At 72.0% G+C, this 22611-nt stretch carries 18 protein-coding genes; 10 read left to right on the top strand and 8 right to left on the bottom strand.

Annotated features, from left to right (window positions below; genetic code table 11):
* Positions 1-39: 39 nt before the first annotated feature.
* The gene (locus OG361_RS27540) at positions 40-1449 is read right to left on the bottom strand and encodes a cation:dicarboxylate symporter family transporter (RefSeq protein WP_405857712.1); all 1410 of its coding nucleotides are present in this window, start codon (positions 1447-1449) and stop codon (positions 40-42) included.
* 163 nt (positions 1450-1612) lie between these two features.
* On the opposite strand from OG361_RS27540, the gene OG361_RS27535 reads away from it, so the two are divergent.
* From OG361_RS27535 to OG361_RS27515, 5 genes are all read left to right on the top strand, one after another.
* Positions 1613-3457: an ATP-binding protein gene (locus OG361_RS27535; protein WP_405857710.1), complete on the top strand. Its 1845-nt coding sequence runs from the start codon at positions 1613-1615 to the stop codon at positions 3455-3457.
* Positions 3454-4149, top strand: coding sequence for a response regulator (locus OG361_RS27530; protein ID WP_405857708.1), 696 nt, complete (start codon positions 3454-3456; stop codon positions 4147-4149). Before OG361_RS27535 ends, OG361_RS27530 begins: the two co-directional genes overlap by 4 nt.
* Positions 4150-4294: 145 nt before the next feature.
* Positions 4295-4903: a helix-turn-helix domain-containing protein gene (locus tag OG361_RS27525; RefSeq protein WP_405862462.1), complete on the top strand. Its 609-nt coding sequence runs from the start codon at positions 4295-4297 to the stop codon at positions 4901-4903.
* A gap of 89 nt (positions 4904-4992) precedes the next feature.
* A complete protein-coding gene (locus tag OG361_RS27520) occupies positions 4993-5736 on the top strand; it encodes a tyrosine-protein phosphatase (RefSeq protein WP_405857706.1) in 744 nt (247 codons plus the stop codon).
* A gap of 116 nt (positions 5737-5852) precedes the next feature.
* Positions 5853-7529: a serine/threonine-protein kinase gene (locus OG361_RS27515; RefSeq protein ID WP_405857704.1), complete on the top strand. Its 1677-nt coding sequence runs from the start codon at positions 5853-5855 to the stop codon at positions 7527-7529.
* Between the two features lie 27 nt (positions 7530-7556).
* Here OG361_RS27515 and OG361_RS27510 read toward each other — a convergent pair whose 3' ends face one another.
* Together OG361_RS27510 and OG361_RS27505 are read right to left on the bottom strand one after the other, a co-directional pair.
* Positions 7557-8654 carry a hypothetical protein gene (locus OG361_RS27510; RefSeq protein WP_405857702.1) on the bottom strand — a complete coding sequence of 366 codons (1098 nt, stop codon included), beginning with the start codon at positions 8652-8654 and terminating at the stop codon, positions 7557-7559.
* A 196-nt stretch (positions 8655-8850) separates the two neighbouring features.
* Entirely contained in the window at positions 8851-9876 is a 1026-nt protein-coding gene (locus tag OG361_RS27505; RefSeq protein WP_405857700.1) for an ATP-dependent 6-phosphofructokinase, read from the bottom strand.
* Positions 9877-10235: 359 nt separating this feature from the next.
* On the opposite strand from OG361_RS27505, the gene pta reads away from it, so the two are divergent.
* From pta to pyk, 3 genes are all read left to right on the top strand, one after another.
* A complete protein-coding gene (pta, locus tag OG361_RS27500; protein ID WP_405857698.1) occupies positions 10236-12329 on the top strand; it encodes a phosphate acetyltransferase in 2094 nt (697 codons plus the stop codon).
* Complete coding sequence (locus OG361_RS27495) at positions 12326-13558, top strand: acetate kinase (protein ID WP_384568270.1); 1233 nt, start codon at positions 12326-12328, stop codon at positions 13556-13558. Before pta ends, OG361_RS27495 begins: the two co-directional genes overlap by 4 nt.
* Positions 13559-13640: 82 nt before the next feature.
* On the top strand, positions 13641-15071 hold the full coding sequence (pyk, locus tag OG361_RS27490) for a pyruvate kinase (protein WP_384568267.1): 1431 nt from the start codon (positions 13641-13643) through the stop codon (positions 15069-15071).
* A 97-nt stretch (positions 15072-15168) separates the two neighbouring features.
* Here the strand turns inward: pyk and OG361_RS27485 are convergent, their stop codons facing one another.
* The 4 genes from OG361_RS27485 to OG361_RS27470 all read right to left on the bottom strand — a co-directional run bounded on the left by OG361_RS27485 (position 15169) and on the right by OG361_RS27470 (position 19422).
* Positions 15169-16533 carry a hypothetical protein gene (locus OG361_RS27485; RefSeq protein WP_405857696.1) on the bottom strand — a complete coding sequence of 455 codons (1365 nt, stop codon included), beginning with the start codon at positions 16531-16533 and terminating at the stop codon, positions 15169-15171.
* The gene (locus OG361_RS27480) at positions 16523-17089 is read right to left on the bottom strand and encodes a DUF6114 domain-containing protein (RefSeq protein WP_405857695.1); all 567 of its coding nucleotides are present in this window, start codon (positions 17087-17089) and stop codon (positions 16523-16525) included. The genes OG361_RS27485 and OG361_RS27480 overlap by 11 nt, the downstream gene beginning before the upstream one ends.
* Before the next feature lie 103 nt (positions 17090-17192).
* A complete protein-coding gene (locus tag OG361_RS27475) occupies positions 17193-17864 on the bottom strand; it encodes a DUF6230 family protein (RefSeq protein ID WP_405857693.1) in 672 nt (223 codons plus the stop codon).
* A gap of 592 nt (positions 17865-18456) precedes the next feature.
* A complete protein-coding gene (locus OG361_RS27470; RefSeq protein ID WP_405857691.1) occupies positions 18457-19422 on the bottom strand; it encodes a tetratricopeptide repeat protein in 966 nt (321 codons plus the stop codon).
* 319 nt (positions 19423-19741) lie between these two features.
* On the opposite strand from OG361_RS27470, the gene OG361_RS27465 reads away from it, so the two are divergent.
* Positions 19742-20371, top strand: a complete 630-nt coding sequence (locus OG361_RS27465) for a TetR/AcrR family transcriptional regulator (protein ID WP_384568253.1) — start codon at positions 19742-19744, stop codon at positions 20369-20371.
* A gap of 48 nt (positions 20372-20419) precedes the next feature.
* Positions 20420-20839, top strand: a complete 420-nt coding sequence (locus OG361_RS27460; protein ID WP_405857689.1) for a PPOX class F420-dependent oxidoreductase — start codon at positions 20420-20422, stop codon at positions 20837-20839.
* Between the two features lie 71 nt (positions 20840-20910).
* Here the strand turns inward: OG361_RS27460 and OG361_RS27455 are convergent, their stop codons facing one another.
* Positions 20911-22611: a methylmalonyl-CoA mutase gene (locus OG361_RS27455; RefSeq protein WP_405857687.1), complete on the bottom strand. Its 1701-nt coding sequence runs from the start codon at positions 22609-22611 to the stop codon at positions 20911-20913.

Here is a 22611-nt window from a genome sequence, read left to right as displayed (position 1 = left end):
GGCCCGGGATCCGGCAGGACGCGGCCCCCCCGGTCGGGGTCAGACGCCCGCGCGGGCCTTCTCCTCGCCCTCCTCGGTCCGCTGGTCGGGGACCGGGGCGGGGGCGTGGTCGTCGACGAGGGTCTTCTCGTCGAAGGGGATGTGTCCGGCGAGGACCTCCGCGACACGTGCCTTGTCGATTTCCTTCGTCCAGGTGCCGACGAGGACGGTGGCGACGGCGTTGCCGGCGAAGTTGGTGAGGGCGCGCGCCTCGCTCATGAAGCGGTCGATGCCGACGATCAGGCCCACCCCGTCGACCAGTTCGGGCCGGTGCGACTGGAGGCCGCCCGCGAGGGTGGCGAGGCCGGCGCCGGTGACGCCCGCCGCCCCCTTCGAGGCGATGATCATGAAGACGAGGAGCGAGATCTGCTCGCCGAGCGAGAGCGGGTCGCCCATCGCCTCGGCGACGAAGAGCGAGGCCATCGTCAGGTAGATCGCGGTGCCGTCGAGGTTGAAGGAGTAGCCGGTCGGCACGGTGATGCCGACGACCGGCTTGCTGACGCCCAGGTGCTCCATCTTCGCGATGAGCCGCGGCAGCGCGGACTCCGAGGAGGAGGTGGAGAGGATCAGCAGGAACTCCCGGCCCAGGTACTTCAGGAGGGTCCAGATGTTGATACCGGCGACCAGTCGCAGGATCGCGCCGAGGACGACGAAGACGAAGAGCCCGCAGGTCAGATAGAAGCCGATCATGATGACGGCGAGGGACTTGAGGGCGTCGACGCCGGTCGCGCCGACGACGGCCGCGATCGCGCCGAACGCGCCGATCGGGGCGACCCACATGATCATCGCGAGGATGCGGAAGACGAGCCGCTGGATGTGGCCGATCCCGCGCAGCACCGGCTCACCGGCGGCGCCCATCGCCTGGAGCGCGAAGCCGGCGAGCAGCGCGACGAGGAGGGTCTGGAGGACCTCGCCCTCGGTGAAGGCGGAGACGAGGGTGGTGGGGATGATCCCGAGCAGGAACTCCGGCGTGGACTCGCTCGCGCCCTCGGCCTGCTTGGCGCCCGCCTCGGCGATCTCCTTGGTGAGGTGGAGGCCGGAACCGGGCTCCAGGAGGTTGCCGACGACCAGGCCGATCGCGAGTGCGACGGTCGACATCACGAGGAAGTAGCCGAGGGCGAGGCCGCCGACGGCGCCGACCTTCGCCGCCTTCCGGACCGAACCGACGCCGAGGACGATCGTGCAGAAGATGATCGGCGAGATCATCATCTTGATCAGATTGACGAAGCCGGTGCCCAGCGGCTTGAGCTCGACGGCGACGCCCGGCGCCAGGAAGCCGACCGCGATGCCGAGCAGTACGGCGCCGATGACGGCCAGATAGAGATAGTGGGTACGGTCCCGTCGTGCGGCCACGGGGTCCTCCTCGCGCTGATGGGTGTCCACGTCCCGGTGGACTCCGCGACTATCCATCAGCCTGTGACCGGGGTCACGGTTGCGTACGTTTCGTTCACGACCGAAACATCACGCCGGTCCGGGGAGGGGCGGCAGGGCCGAGGTCGGGGCCCGGTGTGGCAAGAGAACGATTCGGGAACGCAATGCCCCGGCGCAAATTCCGCCGTGCACACTTACCCGCATGCGTTTTCCCCGTCCCCGCCCCCGCAGCCTGGCCGGCCAGCTCTTCGCGATGCAGGTCGTGCTCGTGGCCGTCGTCGTGGCCGGCTGCGCGGCCTTCGCGTACGTCACGGACCGGGCGCAGGCCGAGGAGACCGCGCGGCGCCAGTCCACGGCGACCGCCGCGGCCGTCGCCGACTCCCCCTCCGTGGTGGCCGCGGCCCGCTCGGCCGACCCCACCGCGGTGCTCCAGCCGTACACGGAGTCGCTGCGCCGCCACGCGGGCGTCGCCTTCGTGGTGATCATGGCCCCCGACGGGACCCGCTGGACGCATCCCGAGCCGGCGCAGATCGGCCGTACGTACCTCGGCCACATCGAGGAGGCGGCGCGGGGCCGGACCTTCTCCGAGACGCACCTGGGGATCCTCGGCCCGTCCGTACGGACCGTGGCTCCCGTCTACGACGACGGCCGGGTCGTCGCCCTCGTCAGCGCGGGCATCACGATCGAGAAGATCAGCGAGCAGGTACGGGAGCAGGTCGCCGCCCTGCTCGGCATGGCGGGCGCGGCGCTCGCGCTGGGCGGCGCCGGCACGTACGTCGTCAACGCGCGCCTGCGCCGCCACACGCACGGCATGAACGCGGCCGAGCTGAGCCGGATGCACGACTACCACGAGGCGGCCCTGCACGCGGTACGGGAAGGGCTCGTGATGCTCGACGGGCGGCGGCGGATCGCCCTCATCAACGACGGGGCGCGGGAGCTGCTCGGTCTGGACGACGGGGTCGTCGGCCGCCCGGCCGCCGAACTCGGCCTGCCCGCGCCGCTGACGGGCGCGCTGCTCTCCTCCGAGCCACGGGTGGACGAGACGCATCTGACGGCCGACCGGGTGCTCGTGGTCAACACCCGCCCGGTGGTGGGCGGGGAACGGCGCGGCACCGTCGTCACCCTCCGGGACCGTACGGAACTCCAGGCGCTGTCCGGTGAGTTGGACTCCGAGCGGGGGTTCACGGAGGCGCTGCGCTCCCAGGCCCACGAGGCGGCGAACCGGCTGCACACGGTGGTGTCGCTCATCGAACTGGGGCGGGTGGCCGAGGCGGTGGAGTTCGCGACGGCGGAACTGGAGCTCGCGCAGGCGCTCACCGACCGGGTCGTCGACGCGGTCGGCGAACCGGTCCTCGCGGCGCTGCTGCTCGGAAAGGCGGCGCAGGCCAACGAGCGGGGCGTGGAGCTCGTCCTGACGGAGGAGAGCCGGATCGACGACGGCCGGATGCCGGCGGCCCTGCCCTCCCGCGACCTGGTCACGATCCTGGGCAACCTCATCGACAACGCGGTCGAGGCGGCCGGCGGGACCCCGCACGCGCGGGTGACCGTCACGGTCGCGGCCCGGACGGGCGACGGCGAGCTGCTGCTGCGGGTCGGGGACAACGGCCCCGGCGTCCGCCCGGCCGACCGGGACGCGGTCCTGGGCCGCGGCTGGTCGACCCGCGGCCCCGGCCGGGGCCTCGGCCTGGCCCTGGTCGGTCAGGCGGTCTCCCGCGCCTCCGGCACCCTGGACGTCACGGACGCGGAGGAGGGCGGCGCGGAGTTCACCGTACGGCTGCCCCTGCCGCGCGAGGACACGGCGCTCCCGCCGGCCGGCGGGAGGGCGACCGCCGGGGCCGGGGCCGACGACGAGGCCGCCGCCAGAGCCGGGGCCGAGGCCGGGGCCAGAGCCGAGGCCGGGGCCGAAGCCGGGCCCGGGGCCGCGGCCAGCACGCGGCGTGCGGACGGCGCCGGGGCGGCGCCACGAGGCACGGGCGCGTCCGGGGCGGCGCCACGGGCCACGGGCGCGTCCGGGGCGGCTTCGGCCGGGACCGGGGTGGCACGGTGAACGCGACTCCCCTGCGGGTCCTCGTCGTCGAGGACGACCCCGTCGCGGCCGACGCCCACGCGCTCTACGCCGGGCGGGTCGAGGGCTTCACCGTCGTCGGGGTCGCGCACTCCCGGGCGGCCGCCGTGCGGGTCCTCGACCGGACGCCGGTCGATCTGATCCTCCTCGACCTCTACCTGCCCGACGGCCACGGCCTCCAGCTGCTGCGCGCGCTGCGCGCCGCCGGGCACTCCGCCGACGTGATCGCCGTGACCTCCGCCCGCGACCTGGCGGTCGTCCGCGAGGGCGTCTCCCTCGGCGTCGTCCAGTACGTCCTGAAGCCCTTCGCCTTCGCGACGCTCCGGGACCGGCTCGCCCGGTACGCGGAGTTCCGGGCGTCCGCCGGGGAGGCCTCCGGGCAGGACGAGGTGGACCGGGCGCTCGCCACGCTCCGGGCCCCGCACCCGGCCACGCTGCCGAAGGGGCTGAGCGCCCCGACCCTGGAGGCGGTCACCCGCACCCTCCGGGACACCCCCGCCGGTCTCACCGCCGCCGAGGCCGGCACCGCGGTCGGGATCTCCCGCATCACGGCCCGCCGCTATCTGGAGCACCTCGTGACCGAGGGCCGGGCCGTACGCGCCCCGCAGTACGGTCAGATCGGGCGCCCCGAGCTCCAGTACCGCTGGCTCGACGGCCGCTCCCGCGGTTACTGATCGGTTCCCACGTTCCTACGACGTCGCAGGTTGGGCGAACGAACCGTAGCCAGCCGTCACCCTCCGCACCTACCTTGGCCGGGTGCACCAACCCTCTCCCCCCTTCAACGCCCTGGCCGCGCGCCGGCTGCGTGAGGGCCTCGGCATGGACCCCGGCCACGTCGCGTACGGCCTGCGCGCCCAGTACGGCCTCCTCGTCACTCCCGACACGGTCGTCGCCTGGGAGCGCGGCCACATCCGCCCCACCGAGCAGGAGCTCACCGCCCTCGCGGGCGTGCTGTGGTGCGCCCCCGCCGAGCTGATCGCCGCCGCCACGACCCTGCGCGAGCACCGGCTGGCCCGCGGGCTCGCCCCGGAGGAGCTGGCCCGGCGGGTGGGCCTGGCGGCCCACGCGTACCAGCGGATGGAGGACGAGGGCCGCTGGCGGGGCACCGAGCGCCAGACGGCCGCCCTCGCGGAGCTCCTCGGCCTGGGACCGCGCGAGCTGATCACGGCGACCGGCGGCGACGAGAGCCTCGCCGAGCTGCTGCGCGGCGCCGCCACCACCCGCTGGCAGGCCTACGTGAAGCCGGCCGTGAAGATGGTGCCGCTGCCCAAGCGGATCGTGGAGTCGGCGCTGCAGCGGCTGCACACGGACTACCACGCGCGGATGGCGGCGACCAGCAGCTGGGGCGCCTCGGCGGCGACGGGCGACGAGGGGCGCGCGTACCTGGAGGAGATCACCGGGCACTTCTGGGCGGCGGTGGGTCCGTAGCTCCGGACCTCGGCGCCCCTTAGCGAGCCCCGGAGCCTCGGAGCCTCGGAGCCTCGGAACTGCGTTCCCCGGGCCGTAGATTGACGTCCGTGAGACAACGACACATACCCTTCGAGCGACTCCACAACTTCCGTGACCTGGGCGGCTATCGGACCGCCGACGGCGGGACCGTGCGGTGGGAGACCCTCTACCGCTCCGACTCCCTGGCCAAGCTCGCCGGAGCCGGTACCGACGACCTCGCCCGCTTCCGCGCGCTGCGCGTGGACACCGTGATCGACCTGCGCTACCCGTGGGAGATCGACGCCAAGGGCCGCCTGCCGGAGACCGAGGAGGTCTCCTGGCACAACCTGTCCATCGAGCACCGGCCGTACGACCAGGCGGAGATCGACCCGGACCTCGATCCCTGGCGCTACCTCGCCGACCGGTTCGCCGAGGTCGCAGAGGACGGGGCGGAAGAGCTCCGTACGGCCCTGGAGGTCATCGCCTCGGCCGACGGCCCGCTCGTCTTCCACTGCGCCTCCGGCAAGGACCGCACGGGGCTCCTCGCGGCCGTCGTCCTCGCGCTCCTGGAGGTCCCCGACGAGGAGATCCTCGCGGACTTCGCGCTCACCGAGCTGGCCACGGAGCGGCTGATCGCCGACTGGCGGGCGACCCACCCGGGCCGCGAGCTCCGCTGGCCGGGGTACGGCCGGGCGCCGGCCGACATCATCCGGCTGTTCCTCGCGGACCTGCGGGAGCGGTACGGCTCGGTGTACGGGTACGTCACCGGCCACGTCGGGCTCGACCCGGCGGTGGTGACGGCGCTCAGGGTCCGGCTGGTGGACCCCCGCTGAGCTCCGCCCCGGCCGCCCGGCCCAGTAGGATCCTGCTGCGTTCGAGGGGGAGGTCGAGGAGTCATGCGAGCAGTGGGACCGGACAGAGAGCGACACGGCCCGGTGGGGAGGCTGTGATGGAACCGCTCGACGACTCCGAGCCGTCCGAGGTCGGTCCGTACCGTCTGCTCGCCGAGCTCGGCCGCGGCGGCATGGGCCGGGTGTTCCTGGGCGCGGCACGCGACGGCCGGCTGGCCGCCGTCAAGCAGGTGCACCCCAAGTTCGCCTCCGACGACGACTTCCGGACCCGTTTCCGGCGCGAGGTCGCCGCCTCCCGCACGGTGTCCGGCGCGTACACGGCGGCCGTGATGGACGCCGACGCGGACGCCGAACTCCCCTGGCTGGCCTCGGTGTTCGTCACCGGACCCTCACTGGGGACGGCGGTGAGGGAAGCCGGTCCGCTGCCCGAGCCGGCCGCGCGCAGACTCGCCCTCGGTCTGACGACCGCGCTGGTAGAGATCCACCGGGTGGGCCTGATCCACCGTGATCTCAAACCCGAGAACGTGCTGCTCGCGGAGGACGGGGTCCGGGTCATCGACTTCGGCATCGCGCGGGCGGCGGAGCCCACGGGTGTCACCGAGCTGACGCAGACCGGCTGGGTCATCGGCTCCCCGCCGTTCATGTCTCCCGAGCAGGCGGAGGGCAAGGACCTCACTCCGGCGAGCGACGTGTTCTCGCTCGGGGCGGTCCTGGCGCTCGCGCTGACGGGCAGGGTTCCGTTCGCCGGCACCTCGACCCTCCAGACCCTCTACAACGTCGTCCACAACGCTCCCGATCTGAGCGGTGTGCCGGCGGGGCTGCGCGGGGTGGTCGAGGAGTGTCTCGCCAAGGACCCCGCCGCTCGCCCGACCCCGGCGCGGCTGCTCACCCTGCTCGGCCCGGTCCCACCGACCGCCCGCCCCTGGCCGTCCGCGGTCCACGGCATGGTCGCCGCGCAGCAGGCTCGTATCGGCGCGATCCTGGTCGACGAGGCGGAGCCCCCGGCCGCGGCGGCGCCCGTACGCACGGCGACGGCGACGGTACCGGCTTCCGCGCACGCCGCTCAGGCACCGGCCGCGGCGCCCGCGCCCATGCCCATGCCCATGGCCTCACCCGCGCCCGCGCCCATGGCCACACCCGTACCCATGCCCGTGCAGATGGCGCCGACCGCTCTCAGGACCGCCGTCGGCCCGACCACGACGGCCGAACCGCCCGCCCCTCATCCGTCGCCGCCCGTGCGGCGGCGGGGGCGCGCGAAGGTCGTCGTCCTCACCACCTCGGTGGTGCTCGCGCTGGCGGGAGCGGCCGTCGGCGGGTACTTCCTGCTGCGGAACGGAGGCCCGGCGGCGGACAAGTACCTGACGCTGCCCGGCTGCCAGACGATGGCTCCCCCGCTCGCAGAGGCCACGAGGACGGCCGAGGAGGACGTCTCCGTCACGTTCCCCACCGGCTCGGAGACCCGCTGCACCTGGAACGCCGACCCCGTCGACGCCGAGGTCTGGTGGACCCTGAGGATCAGCGACGGGGCCGGGAACGCGACGGAACGCCAGCAGAACGAGTTCGACGAGGGCCGGGGCGCCACGCGCACGGCGGATCTCCCCTTCGGCGACGATGCCTACTGGGCCGCGGCCGCCGAAGGAATCGACTGCTCCCTGCGCGTACGCGACGGCAATCTCGTCGTACGCGTCGACCTCAAGGGAGTGGAGCACCCCGCCGACACCTGTGAGACGAAGGCCGTGGACATCGCCCGGACCGCCCTCTCCTCGCCGGCCTGACGACGGGTCCCGATCGGCGGGACACCCTCAGGGGCGGCGGTCGAAGCTGAAGAGCTGGCCCGCCGCGTCCGGTGCGCAGGGGGCCTGGGCCAGTCGCGCCCAGGCCGCCGAGCGGTCCCCGACGACGGTGACGCAGCTGCCGGGCGTCGCCGAGTCCGCCGGAACGATCCGGTAGCCCTCGACGGGGGTGCCGTACGGCTCCAGGGCGAACTCCTCCACCCGGCTCGGATCGCCGCATTCGGAGTCCTCGTACGCGGCGCCGGGTATCCGGCCGCCGGAGGGTATGCCGGAGCAGCCGGGGCCGTAGTCGGGATGGTCCGAAACGATCCTCCACCGGCCGCCGGCCGTCTCCGCCAGCGAGTAGAGGGGCACCTTCGCGTCGGCGCACGGCACCTGGTGGATCTGGCCGCTGCGGGCGCCGCGCCGCTCGCCGAGGCACAGGTCCTGGCCGATCACCCGGATGCGGACGTCTCCGGCGGCCGGCGCGGTGAGGGTACGGGGCGGGTGTGCGCCGTGCCCGTCCCTCAGGACGGCGACGAGGCTGACTCCGGCGAGTACGAGACCGGCCAGCGCGACCGCCGCGACGAGGGCCCGCCGTACCCGGGACCGGGTCCCGGGCCGGGCCGCGGTCCCGGATACGGCGTCCGGGGGCCGGGGCTCGGCCGGGTCGCGGGGCCAGAGGACCGGCGGATCGGCCGCGGCGGAGACGGCTTGCGGATCCGCCGGGGCGGAGACGGCTTGCGGATCCGCCGGGGAGACGGCCTGCGGATCGGCCGCGGAGACGGCTGCGGCCACGGGTCCGGCGCCCGTCGGATCGCCGTCGACGGGCTCGTACACCCCTCGCGCCGCGAGCTCCCTCCGTACCGCCTGCCACTCCCCCAGATCCTCCGGCCCCACCCCGCACGCGCGGACGAAGCAGGTCAGGAGCTCCTCGCGGGGGACGGTGGTGCGGGAGAGCATGTTCGCCACGGTGGACCGGGGCAGGACCTCACCGCGCGCCTCCGCCCGTGCCGTGAGCTCTCGGTAGGTCAGACCCGACCAGTCCTTGAGCGCCTGGAGCCGCGCGAGGAACTCCGCGGGGCTCCGCGCCTCCCGCGGGTCTGGAGCCCGTTCCCCCGGCATCATCCGCGCCTCCCCCTTCCGCCGGACAGGGTTGGGACATGTCCGGGACAGGCCCCAAGCCTTGTTGATCTCGTGCTCCGGCTCAAGAGTGGAACTCGGCATTTCCGGTGGTGATGCCAGTCACGGACGAGTGGCCCCGACCTTCCACGGGGGGAGGGTCGGGGCCACTCGGTGCGTGCGGGTCCCGGAGCGAGGACGGTCAGAAGACCGACTCGGCCTCGCGCATGCGGTTCTCGGGAACGGTCTTGAGCTGCGTCACGGCCTCCGCGAGCGGCACCATCTCGATGTCCGTGCCCCGCAGCGCGGTCATCCGGCCGAAGTCGCCGCGGTGCGCCGCCTCCACCGCGTGCCAGCCGAAGCGGGTGGCGAGCACCCGGTCGTACGCGGTCGGCGTGCCGCCGCGCTGGACGTGGCCGAGGATGACCGGGCGGGCCTCCTTGCCGAGGCGCTGCTCCAGCTCGACGGCGAGGAGGTTTCCGATGCCCTGGAACCGCTCGTGACCGAACTGGTCGATCTTGCCCTTCTTGTACTCCATCGAGCCCTCGGCCGGATGGGCGCCCTCGGCGACGCAGATGACGGCGAACTTCTTGCCGCGTGCGAAGCGCTCCTCGACCATCTTGACGAGGTCGTCCACCTGGAAGGGGCGCTCGGGGAGGCAGATGCCGTGCGCGCCGCCGGCCATGCCGGACTCCAGCGCGATCCAGCCGGCGTGGCGGCCCATCACCTCGACGACCATCACCCGCTGGTGGGACTCGGCGGTGGTCTTGAGGCGGTCCATGGCCTCGGTGGCGACGCCGACGGCGGTGTCGAAACCGAAGGTGCGGTCCGTGGAGGAGATGTCGTTGTCGATCGTCTTCGGGACGCCGACGACGGGCATGCCGGCGTCGGAGAGCATCCGGGCGGCGGTCAGGGTGCCCTCGCCGCCGATCGGGATGAGGACGTCGATGCCGTACTGCCTGGCCAGGTCGGGGGCCGACTCGGCGGCCTCGCGCAGCCGGTTGCGCTCCAGTCGAGCGGAGCCGAGGATCGTGCCGCCGCGGGCGAGGATGCCGCTGACGGCGTTGAGGTCGAGGGGCCGGTAGTGGCCGTCGAGGAGGCCCTTGAACCCGTCCTCGAAGCCGATGACTTCGTCGTTGTGGCCGGTCAGCGCCCGGTGCACGACCGACCGGATCACTGCGTTCAGGCCGGGGCAGTCGCCGCCTGCGGTGAGAACTCCGATGCGCATCGTGCTGTGTCTCCTGCTCGGTCGCGGTCCAGATGAGCCACGTCAATTCTCACACGCCCGGCCCGACGGGCGTGCTCGTAGCCGCGCCGCGCGTCCCTCCCGGGGCCCTCGCGGAGCCCCTGCGAAGGCCTTTCGCCCCGGGGTTCCGGGCCCTTCGTCCGGCGGGCGACGTAACCAGTGGCGGGGGTATTGTCAAGGGGGTAATGCCGCCCTATAGGGGTATTCCGAGGACCGTCGATTGACGCGCGGGCGATGGAGCACGAGCGACCGACACACGGGCCGTGAGGGTGCCGAGAGGCATCTCCCGGCCCGTTCCCCAGGAGCGCCCCGTTCCGCAGGACTGGACAGGAGACCACGGCGTGACGCGCAGCGTGTACGTGACCGGGATCGACCGCGGAGACGGCCGTCAGGTCGTCGAGCTGGGAGTCATGGAACTCCTGACCCGCCAGGTGGACCGGGTGGGGGTGTTCCGGCCCCTGGTGCACGACGGCCCCGACCGGCTCTTCGACCTGCTGCGGGCCCGCTACCGGCTCTCGCAGGACCCCTCGACGGTCTACGGCATGGACTATCACGAGGCCTCCGACCTCCAGGCCGAGCGGGGCACCGACGAGCTGGTCTCCCAGCTGGTCGACCGCTTCCACGCCGTGGCCCGCGACTACGAGGTCGTCCTCGTCCTCGGCACCGACTTCGCCGCCACGCAGCTCCCCGACGAGCTCGCGCTCAACGCCCGCCTCGCCAACGAGTTCGGCGCCTCCGTCATACCGGTGGTCGGCGGCAAGGGCCAGCCCGCGGAGTCCGTACGGGCCGAGGCCCGCAACGCCTTCCGGGCCTACGACGGGCTCGGCTGCGACGTGCTCGCGATGATCGTCAACCGGGTGGCGGGCGAGGACCGGGAGGCCATCGCCGAGCGGCTCTCCGCCCGGCTGCCGGTGCCCTGTTACGTCCTGCCGGACGAGCCGGCGCTCGCCGCGCCCACCGTCGCCCAGATCACCCACGCCCTCGGCGCCTCCGTCGTCCTCGGCGACGACGCGGGCCTCGCGCGCGACGCCATGGACTTCGTCTTCGGCGGAGCGATGCTGCCGAACTTCCTCAACGCGCTGACCCCCGGCTGTCTCGTCGTCACCCCCGGGGACCGGGCCGACCTGGTCGTCGGCGCGCTCGCCGCGCACTCGGCCGGCACCCCGCCCATCGCCGGCGTGCTGCTCACCCTCAACGAGCGGCCCAGCGAGGAGATCCTGACCCTGGCGGCCCGGCTCGCGCCCGGCACCCCGGTCATCTCCGTACCCGGCAACAGCTTCCCCACCGCGACCGAACTCTTCGCCCTGGAAGGCAAGCTGAACGCCGCCACCCCGCGCAAGGCGGAGACCGCCCTCGGCCTCTTCGAGCGGCACGTGGACACCGTCGACCTCCTCAAGCGGGTCTCGGTCGCCCGCAGCGGCCGGGTCACCCCGATGATGTTCGAGCACGAGCTCCTCGAACAGGCACGCACCGACCGGCGCCGGGTGGTGCTCCCCGAGGGCACCGAGGAGCGCGTGCTGCGCGCCGCCGACGTGCTGATCCGCCGGGACGTGTGCGACCTGACGCTGCTCGGCGAGGTCGAGACCATCCGCAAGAAGGCCGCGGACCTGAGCGTGGACCTCGGTGACACGCAGCTGATCGACCCGCAGACCTCGGAGCTGCGCGACGCGTTCGCCGAGAAGTACGCGGCGCTCCGCGCCCACAAGGGCGTCACCGTCGAGCTCGCGTACGACGTCGTCACGGACGTCAACTACTTCGGCACCCTGATGGTGCAGGAGGGCCTGGCCGACGGCATGGTCTCCGGCTCGGTGCACTCCACGGCCGCGACGATCCGCCCGGCCTTCGAGATCATCAAGACGAAGCCGGAGGCGTCGATCGTCTCCTCGGTCTTCTTCATGTGCCTCGCCGACAAGGTGCTCGTGTACGGCGACTGCGCGGTCAACCCGGACCCGAACGCCGAGCAGCTCGCGGACATCGCCGCCCAGTCGGCGGCCACCGCGGCCCGCTTCGGCGTGGAGCCGCGGATCGCGATGCTCTCGTACTCCACCGGCACCTCGGGCTCCGGCGCCGACGTCGACAAGGTGCGGGAGGCGACGAAGCTGGTCCGCGAGGCGCATCCGGAGCTGCGGATCGAGGGCCCGATCCAGTACGACGCGGCCGTCGAGCCCTCCGTCGCGGCGACGAAGCTGCCGGAGTCGGAGGTGGCGGGGCAGGCGACCGTGCTGATCTTCCCCGACCTCAACACGGGCAACAACACCTACAAGGCCGTGCAGCGTTCGGCCGGCGCCGTGGCCGTCGGCCCGGTGCTCCAGGGTCTGCGCAAGCCCGTGAACGACCTCTCGCGCGGCGCGCTCGTCAGCGACATCGTCAACACGGTCGCCATCACGGCGATCCAGTCCCAGGTCCCCTCCCAGGGTCAGGAGCTCCCCGCATGACCGGCACCCCCACCCGCGTCCTCGTCCTCAACTCCGGTTCGTCCTCCGTCAAGTACCAGCTCCTCGACATGGCGGACGGCAGCCGGCTCGCGGCCGGCCTGGTGGAGCGGATCGGCGAGGAGACCTCCCGGCTGGTGCACACCCCGCTGCAGGGCGGCGGAGGGGAGAAGCGCGAGAAGAACGGGCCGATCGCCGACCACGCGGCCGCGCTGAAGGCGGTCGCCGAGGAACTGGCGGCGGACGGCCTCGGCCTGGACTCCCCCGAGCTGGCCGCGATCGGCCACCGGGTGGTGCACGGCGGGCTGCGGTTCACCGAGCCGACGGTGATCGACGACGAGGTGCTCGCGGAGATCGAGCGGCTCGTGCCGGTGGCGCCGCTGCACAACCCGGCGAACCTCACGGGCATCCGTACGGCGATGGCGCTCCGCCCGGACCTGCCGCAGGTGGCGGTCTTCGACACGGCCTTCCACACGACGATGCCGGAGTCCGCCGCCCGGTACGCGATCGACGTGGCGACGGCGGACGCGCACCGGATCCGGCGGTACGGCTTCCACGGCACCTCGCACGCGTACGTGTCGCGCGAGACCGCGAAGCTGCTCGGCCGGGCGCCGGAGGAGGTGAACGTGATCGTGCTGCACCTGGGCAACGGGGCCTCCGCCTCGGCGGTGGCGGGCGGCCGCTGCGTGGACACCTCGATGGGTCTGACGCCGCTGGAGGGTCTGGTGATGGGCACCCGCTCGGGCGACATCGACCCGGCGGTCACCTTCCACCTCAAGCGGGTGGCGGGCATGTCGGCGGACGAGATCGACGTACTCCTGAACAAGAAGTCCGGCCTGGTCGGGCTCTGCGGCGACAACGACATGCGGGAGATCCGGCGCCGGGTGGACGAGGGCGATCCGGCGGCGACGCTCGCCTTCGAGATCTACATCCACCGGCTGAAGAAGTACATCGGCGCCTACTACGCGGTGCTCGGCCGGGTGGACGCGGTGGTGTTCACGGCGGGGGTCGGCGAGAACGCGGCCCCGGTGCGGGAGGCTGCGATCGCGGGTCTGGAGGAGCTGGGGCTCGCCGTGGACGCGGACCTCAACTCCGTCCGTTCCGACGAGGCGCGGCTGATCTCTCCGAACTACGCGCGGGTGGCGGTCGCGGTGGTGCCGACGGACGAGGAGCTCGAAATCGCACGGCAGAGTTTCGCGCTCGTTCAGAGCTCGGCGAGCTCGAACGAGTGAACGCTTGAGCGGGCCCGCGCCCATTTGTACTTTCCGCCAGTCGGAATATTCCGCAGTGAAACAAACCGATAGGATCCGCCTCATGCGCCGTTCCAAAATCGTCTGCACGCTGGGCCCCGCCGTCGACTCGTATGAGCAGCTGAAGGCTCTCATCGAGGCCGGTATGAACGTGGCCCGATTCAACTTCAGCCACGGGTCCCAGGCCGAGCACCAGGAGCGGTACGACCGCGTCCGGCAGGTCTCCGCGGACACCGGCCGCGCGGTCGGCGTCCTCGCCGACCTCCAGGGCCCCAAGATCCGCCTGGAGACCTTCGCCGAGGGCCCGGTCGAGCTGGTGCGCGGTGACGAGTTCACCATCACCACCGAGGACGTCCCCGGCGACAAGTCCATCTGCGGCACCACCTACAAGGGCCTGCCCGGAGACGTCTCCAAGGGCGACCAGGTCCTGATCAACGACGGCAACGTCGAGCTGCGGGTCGTCGAGGTCGAGGGCCCCCGCGTCAAGACGATCGTCGTCGAGGGCGGTGTCATCTCCGACCACAAGGGCATCAACCTGCCCGGCGCGGCCGTCAACGTCCCCGCCCTTTCCGAGAAGGACGTCGACGACCTCCGCTTCGCGCTCCGTATGGGCTGCGACATGGTCGCCCTCTCCTTCGTCCGCGACGCCAACGACGTCAAGGACGTCCACAAGGTGATGGACGAGGAGGGCCGCCGCGTCCCCGTCATCGCCAAGGTCGAGAAGCCGCAGGCCGTCGAGAACATGGAGGCCGTCGTCGCGGCCTTCGACGCGGTCATGGTGGCCCGTGGCGACCTCGCCGTCGAGTACCCGCTCGAGCGGGTCCCGATGGTGCAGAAGCGCCTCGTCGAGATGTGTCGCCGCAACGCCAAGCCCGTCATCGTCGCCACCCAGATGATGGAGTCGATGATCACCAACTCGCGTCCGACCCGCGCCGAGGCGAGCGACGTCGCCAACGCGATCCTGGACGGCGCGGACGCGGTCATGCTGTCCGCCGAGTCCTCGGTCGGCGCCTACCCGATCGAGACCGTGAAGACGATGTCGAAGATCGTCGCCGCGGCCGAGGAGGAGCTGCTCTCCAAGGGCCTCCAGCCCCTGGTCCCGGGCAAGAAGCCGCGCACCCAGGGCGGCTCCGTCGCCCGCGCCGCCTGCGAGATCGCCGACTTCCTGGGCGGCCAGGCGCTGATCGCCTTCACCCAGTCCGGCGACACGGCCCGCCGCCTCTCCCGCTACCGGGTGCAGCAGCCGATCCTCGCCTTCACGACGGACGAGAACACCCGTAACCAGCTCACCCTGAGCTGGGGCGTCGAGTCCTTCCTCGTCCCGTTCGTGGACAACACGGACGCGATGGTCGACCTCGTGGACGCCGAGCTCCTCAAGCTCCAGCGCTACAGCGAGGGCGACACCATGGTCATCACGGCCGGCTCGCCCCCCGGCGTCCCCGGCACGACGAACATGGTCCGCGTCCACCACCTCGGTGGCGCCGAGCACGCCTGACGTCCCGTCTGATTCGCATACGACGGTGGGCCGCACCCCTGGAGAAGGGGTGCGGCCCACCGTCGTTCGACCGGGGATCAGATCATGACCGGTCCCATCAACCGGGTTCGACCGTGTTGCGGAGGCCCGGGACCCTGAGGGTGCCGCCGAACTGGCCCGCCTGCTTGAGCTTCACGCCGGTGAAGAAGGCGAAGGGGACGTCCAGCGGGGGCGGGGTCTCCGGGCTGAAGGTGATCGGGATGAGGCCGAAGAGGTTGCCCTTCAGCTCCTCCGTGTACATGGTCACCGTGCCGTCGGTGATGGTCGACGTCGAGCCCTTGTCGGAGCGGACGTGGCCCGTGAGCCCCTCGGAGTGGACCGTCAGCTGGTGCAGGTCCTTGATGTCGATCCCGGTCGCGGTGAACTTCAGGACCTTCTTGATCTTGCCGCTGCCGGTCTTCACCTCGACGATGCCGTGGTACTTGAGGCCCTTGAGGGTGAGGAGCGTGCTCTCCAGCCGCCACGGGTCGTCCGGCAGCAGCGGGATGCCCGGCTCCAGTTCGGCCGCCGCGAGCGCCTCGGGGTCGGGCTCGGGGCACGGGAAGCGCGGCTTGGCGCCGTCGGGTATGGACTCGTCCTTCTTGGGGTCGAGGCCCTTGGAGCTCTCCGGGAGCTCCTCGACCGTCGCGCCGGCCTTGTCGGCGGCCTTCTCGATCGCCTTCTTGGTCGCGTCGGCGGCCGGGTCCTCGGTCGCCTTCGGCTCGGCCGTGGCGGTCGCCGTGGCGGTCGCGGCCGGCTTCGGCTCGTCGTCGGTCGTCGTCCTGCCCGCCGGGGCCGTCGTCGCCGACGCCTGCGGGGCGGCCGTGGTCGGTGCCGCCGTCGTCGGTGCGGCCGTGGTGGCCGTCGGCTTCGGGTCCGGGCCGTCGAAGAGGTCCTTGAGGGCGTCGCCCAGACCCAGCGGGTCGAGCGGGTTCACGGACTTCGTCGGCGAGGGGGTGGCGGTGGGCGTCGCCGTCGGCGCGGGCGCGGTCGTCGCCTCCGCACCCGTCCGCTGCGTGGTCGACTGCGTGGTCGCCTGCCCGGTCTCCGTCGCGGTCGGCGTCGGGGTCGCGGTGGCGGTCGCCGTCGGGGCCGCGGTCGTGGTCGCGGTGGCCGTCGGCGTGGACGTCGCGGTGGAGGTGGGGCCGGCGGTCGTCGACGGGGTGGCCGTCGGCTTCGCGCTCTCCGTCGGCTTCGCCGTCTCCTCGGGAGTCGGCTCGTCCGAGCGGGTCACACAGGGACCCGGCGCGAAGGGGATGTCCTTCTCGTCGGCGAGTGCGAGCTTGGGCGAGAGGCCCATGCCCACGAACACCGCGGTCGGCATGGCGGCAAGCGCCATCGCCTTGCCCGCGGGGCCCTGGATCCTGTTCAGCAGCGACTTGCGCGGGGCCGCGTGCCGCGGGCCCTCCTTCGCGAGCGCCGACTGAGTCTCGTCACCCCGCACTGTTCCTCCCGCCGTTGGCGTCGATCGTCGTTTCGGTCGCCGGCTCGTACGCTTCGCGCTGCTCCGGGACGCCGGCCGCCGCCACGACCTCGGTCCCGGGCTCAAAGCCGGCCTCGTCCGAGGCCTCCGGCTCACCGTCGTGCTCTGCGTCGGCGGTCTCCTCGACCGGGGGCGCGGGCGCCCAGGCGGCGGACATGGCGCCGCCGATCAGGGAGAAGAGGAACCCGATGACGAGGCCACCGAAGTTCGACACCGGGATGGAGACGAGTGCCAGGACGATCGTCGCGACGCCCGCGAACACCCGCACGATGGGCTGGAACCACATCGTGAGGCCGAGCGTGATGAGCAGGACGCCGATGATCAGCGCGCCGGCTCCTGCGGTCGTCTGCATGGCAAGGGTCATGTTGCCGAGCCGCATGTCCCCGTAGGGCAGGTAGGCGATCGGCACGCCGCCGATCATGGTGAACAGTCCCGCCCAGAAGGGCCGGGTCTGCCGCCAGACCTTGAACCGGTTCTCCTGGGGGACTTCGCGGGAGGCGGGGGTCTCGGCGCTCATGGAAACAGCTCCCTGGAAGCGGTGTTGCTGAGAAAAGTGAAGAAGGTACCGACCTTTGGAGCGGGTGGGGCCGCGCGTGACGGCCCCCACCCTCCGGACCAGGTCAGTCCTTGTAGCACTCCGCCGACGTGCCCCTGTGCAGCGACAGGTGCAGGTTGGGGAGCTTGAAGGTGGCGGCCGTCGTGGCCCACGCCTTCTGCTTGACGTCGAGCAGCGTCGCGTCCTTGGCGCGCTGCGCGAAGCCGTACGGGTTGGCCTTGGTGTTCGGCTGGATGCCCGGCTTGCCCTCGATCGGCTTGCCGTCAGGCCCCGTGTTCAGCGCACCGGCGGCGACGCCGATGTCGATGTTGCCGAACTCGGCGTCGGCCTGCAGCTCGGCGACATCGAGGTAGATGCCCTTCGCGTAGACCTTCTTGCCCGATTCCGTTCCGGCCTCGAGCCGGAGCGTGACGTCGCCGACGAACGGCACCTTCGGCGTGACCACCGACTGGCACATGTTCGTGATCCAGGCCTCGGAGAAGCCCGAGACCGCGACCGGCGTGGCGAAGTCCTTGCCCTCAAGGTCCTTGCCGCCGTCGACGCTGCCGTACTGGACGAAGTCCTTGCCGACAAGACTGTCGGCCGAGACCTTGAAATCCTGGCCGGAGATGCTGAAGGACGCGGCGAGCGCGCCCTGGGCCAGGCCGACACCTATCGCGGCCGTCGCGGCCACGCTCGGCACCATGACGACGGCGAACCGCTTCCATCTGGTCCCGCCACGAACCTGGGACTTCATGAGAATTCCTCCTTCTCGGACGTACATCTCCGGAAGGGCCGGGGGCCCGTCCTGGGATGGGAGAAGTGCTACGTCCTCGGGAAGGGGAGCGCCGAGGCATCAGGCGGCGCGTTGCGCGTCCGAATCACCGGCGATCACCCCCGAGCGACAACCATGAGCCACGCCTTTGAGCGTGGCCTGATTGGACAGGCCCCGTTCGGTGAGAGCGGGAACCCCCCTGTCCACGGTCGGCGCCTGGGGCACCGACCCGCCCGGTGGGGACCCTCGTCGCGTCCCGGTTGGTTGCCGGGGTGGTGCGGTTCGGACCGAGCGTCGCCGATCGTGGTCCATTCCCGGCGCCTGCACAAGGGGGTTCGTTACTCGCTAGTAACGGGTGGATAACCGGGGCATGGCGGGGCGGCACCGAACGGCCACACAGGGTGCGGTCGGGTGATGATCAATATCAGCAGATAGCCGTATGAAGGCGGACAGAATCCTCGGTTCGATTTACTGCAAGTAACAGCGGCCGCGATTACCAAGTTTTGGTAAAGCGCGGCCGCCGCATGTCGCTGTGTCGCCAAATCGTCGGACGATCCGGCGGGTCAGGAACGCCTCAGAAAAGCACCCGGGCGAGGGCCTGCCGGGCCGCCGTCACGCGCGGGTCGTCGGAGCCGATCACCTCGAACAGCTCCAAGAGCCGCAGTCGCGCCGCGTCCCGGTCCTCGCCCGCCGTGCGGCGCACGGCCTCCACCAGGCGCCCGAAGGCGTCCTGCACATGACCGCCCACCAGATCGAGGTCGGCGGCGGCGATCTGCGCGGTGACATCGGCCGGATCGTCCGCCGCGTTCTTGCGTACGACGGCGGGGTCGAGGTCCTGCACCCGGGCGAGGAGCTCGGCCTGGGCCAGGCCCAGCTTCGCCTCCGGGTGGGCCGGGTCGTCGGCGAGCACGTTCTTGTACGCCTGGACGGCGCCGGCCAGGTCACCCGCGTCGAGCGCGGACATGGCCGCTTCGAGAAGGGCGTCGTACGGGCCGGCCGGGCGCTCGGCGGGCACCGAACCGTCGGCGTCGCCGTCCACGGCGATGCCCGTGAGACCGAAGCGCTCCTCGCCGACCTGGATCAGCTGGTCGAGGGTCTCCCGGATCTGGGCCTCGGGCACCGCGCCCTGGAAGAGCGGCAGCGCCTGACCGGCGACCACCGCGAAAACGGCCGGAATTCCCTGGATGCCGAACTGCTGCATCAGCATCTGGTTGGCGTCGACGTCGATCTTCGCGAGCAGGAAGCGGCCGTTGTACTCGACGGCCAGCCGCTCCAGAAGGGGGCCGAGCTGCTTGCACGGCTCACACCACTCGGCCCAGAAGTCGAGGACGACCGGAACCTCGGCGGAGCGCTGGATGACATCGCGCTCGAAGCCGGCCTCATCGACGTCGATCACCAGGGCGGAGGGGGGCACCGCGGCGGAGCCACCCTGCCGGGCGGCCTCGGCCCGGACCTGCTCCGCCTTGGCCTTGGCCTCTCCGGCCGCCTTCACCGCGGCGAGGTCGACGACGCCGCTCATGGACATGTTTCGGGGCTGCATGCGTACATCCTCCCCCCTCCGCGCGCGTAACCGGTAAGTCATGGCTGAACCGTGCCGTCCGCGCATCTCCCGCCGGTGTGCGAGACGCGTGGACAACACGGTTCTTCGTCTTCGTTCCGCACCGGGTCCCCACCCGGTGCCTGCCGGGTCCCCACCCGGCGGCTGGTTGTCGCTGGGGCCGCTCAGGCCTTTCGCTACAGGTCGTAGCGTAACTCTCCTGGGTGAGCGGCGGGGAGGGCGCGGCAGCGATCCGCTCGGTGAACTGCCTCACATCCCGCGCCTCTGGCGCCGTACCTACCGACGGGTATGGTCGACGTCCATGTGCAGCAGTACCCCCCGCAACGGCCGAACCGGACGCCCCCGCTCCACCGAGGCCGACGCGGCCATCCTGGAGGCGACCCGGGCCGCCCTGGTCGACCTCGGCTGGTCCAAGCTCACGATGGGGGACGTCGCCGGCCGCGCCGGGGTTGCGAAGACGACCCTCTACCGCCGCTGGGCCAACAAGAACGAGCTCGTGGTGGACGCCGTCGCCGTCCTCTTCGATGAACTCGAACTGCCCGACCTCGGTTCCCTCCAGGCCGACATCGAGCACGTCGTCCTCCAGTTCGCGGCGCTCCTCGAACGCCCGGAGACCAAGACGGCCCTGATGGCGGTGGTGGCCGAGTCGACCCGCGACGCACCGCTCCGCGAGCGCATCCGCGCCTCGATCGTCGACCGCCAGAAGCGGCTCGTCCTGGCGGGCCGCCGGCGGGCGCAGCTCCGCGGCGAACTCCCCTCGGACCGCGACCCGGTCGCGGTGGACGCCACGGACGACCTGATCTTCGACGTGATCGCGGGCGCGGTCGTGCACCGCGCCCTGGTGAGCGCCGAGCCGGTCGACGAGGAGTGGGTGGCGCGTCTCTCGGCCCTCCTGGTCGGAGGGCTGGGCGCGGTGGCGGCCCTCGGCTGAGAGGGGCGGCGGAAAGTCGCGGGCGCGGCCCGCCGGCCACCGCCTACCGTGGCGGCCGTGACGACTCACCTCACGGACTCCGTCCGCGCCCTGCTCGACGACGTCAACCCGGCCGTGCTGGCCACGATCCAGCCCGACGGCTCCCCGCAGACCTCGGTCGTGTGGGTCGGCCGCGACGGCGACGACCTGCTGATCTCCAGCCAGGACGGCCGCCGCAAGATCAAGAACATTCGGGCCGACGCCCGGGTCAGCCTCACCGTCCACGACCGCCACGACCCGCTGCTCTACGCGGAGATACGGGGTACGGCGACGGTCTCCGAGGACACCGGCCGTGCGCTGGCCGTGGCGCTAGCGGAGAGCTACGAGGGCGAGGGCGCCGGCCAGGAGTACCTGGAACTGCCGCCGGAGGAGGTCCGGGTGGTGGTCCGGATCACCCCGGCGAAGATCCTGGGCACGGCCGCGAAGTAAGTCAGGTCGCACGGCAAGCGACGGGGGCGGTACGGGAATTCCCGTACCGCCCCCGTCGTCGTATCGGCGTCTCAGAAGCCCGGGGGCTCCGTGTAGACGCCCCACTCGTCGCGCAGGACGTTGCAGATCTCGCCGAGCGTGGCCTCGGCGCGGACGGCCTCCAGCATCGGGACGATCATGTTCGAGCCGTCCCTGGCCGCCGCGAGCATCGCGTCGAGCGAGGCGCGGACCTTGGCGTCGTCGCGGCGCTCCTTGCGCTCGCCGAGGACCCGGACCTGCTCCCACTCGACCTCGTGGCTGACCCGCAGGATCTCCAGGTCGCCGGTGACGGAGCCGTGGGCGCAGTTGACGCCGACGACCCGCTTGTCGCCCTTCTCCAGGGACTGCTGGTACTGGAAGGCGGACTCGGCGATCTCGCCGGTGAACCAGCCGTCCTCGATCCCGCGCAGGATGCCGGAGGTGATCGGCCCGATCGGGTGCTGCCCGTCCGGGTGGGCCCGGCGGCCGCGCTCCTTGATCTGGTCGAAGATCTTCTCGGCGTCGGCCTCGATGCGGTCGGTGAGCTGCTCGACGTACCAGGAGCCGCCCAGCGGGTCGGCCACGTTGGCCACGCCCGTCTCCTCCATCAGCACCTGCTGCGTGCGGAGCGCGATCTCGGCGGCCTGCGCGCTGGGCAGCGCGAGGGTCTCGTCGAGGGCGTTGGTGTGGAGGGAGTTGGTGCCGCCGAGGACCGCGGAGAGGGCCTCCACCGCCGTACGGACGACGTTGTTGTACGGCTGCTGGGCGGTGAGGGAGACACCGGCGGTCTGGGTGTGGAAGCGGAGCCACTGCGCCTTGTCGGTCTTGGCGCCGTACACCTCCTTCATCCAGCGCGCCCAGATCCGGCGGGCGGCGCGGAACTTGGCGATCTCCTCGAAGAAGTCGAGGTGCGCGTCGAAGAAGAAGGAGAGGCCGGGGGCGAAGACGTCGACGTCGAGGCCGCGCGAGAGGCCCAGCTCCACGTAGCCGAAGCCGTCGGCGAGGGTGTAGGCGAGCTCCTGCGCGGCCGTCGCCCCGGCCTCGCGGATGTGGTAGCCGGAGACGGAGAGCGGCTTGTACGCGGGGATGCCCTGCGCGCAGTGCTCCATCAGGTCGCCGATGAGGCGCAGATGGGGCTCGGGCTCGAAGAGCCACTCCTTCTGCGCGATGTACTCCTTGAAGATGTCGGTCTGGAGCGTGCCGTTGAGCACGGCCGGGTCGACGCCCTGGCGCTCGGCGGCGACCAGGTACATGCAGAAGACGGGGACGGCGGGGCCGGAGATCGTCATCGAGGTGGTGACGTCGCCGAGCGGGATGCCCTTGAAGAGGACCTCCATGTCGGCGGCGGAGTCGATGGCGACACCGCAGTGGCCGACCTCGCCGAGGGCCCGGGGGTCGTCGGAGTCGCGGCCCATGAGGGTCGGCATGTCGAAGGCGACGGAGAGGCCGCCACCACCGGCCTCCAGGATCATCTTGTACCGCTCGTTGGTCTGCTCGGCGTTGCCGAAGCCGGCGAACTGGCGGATGGTCCAGGTCCTGCCCCGGTAGCCGGTCGCGTGGAGTCCCCGGGTGAAGGGGTACTCACCGGGCCAGCCGATCCGCTCGAACCCCTCGTACGTGTCGCCGGGCCGGGGCCCGTAGACGGGCTCCACGGCATCGCCGGAGAGCGTGGTGAAGTCGGCGTCCCGCTTGCGGGCCTTGTCGTAACGGGCCTGCCAGCGACGGCGGCCTTCCTCGATGGCGTCAGCGTCCAT

Origin of the sequence: Streptomyces sp. NBC_00090 (assembly GCF_045160815.1) — a bacterium.
Taxonomy (GTDB): Bacteria; Actinomycetota; Actinomycetes; order Streptomycetales; family Streptomycetaceae; genus Streptomyces.
This window is presented reverse-complemented; position numbering and strand designations above follow the sequence as displayed.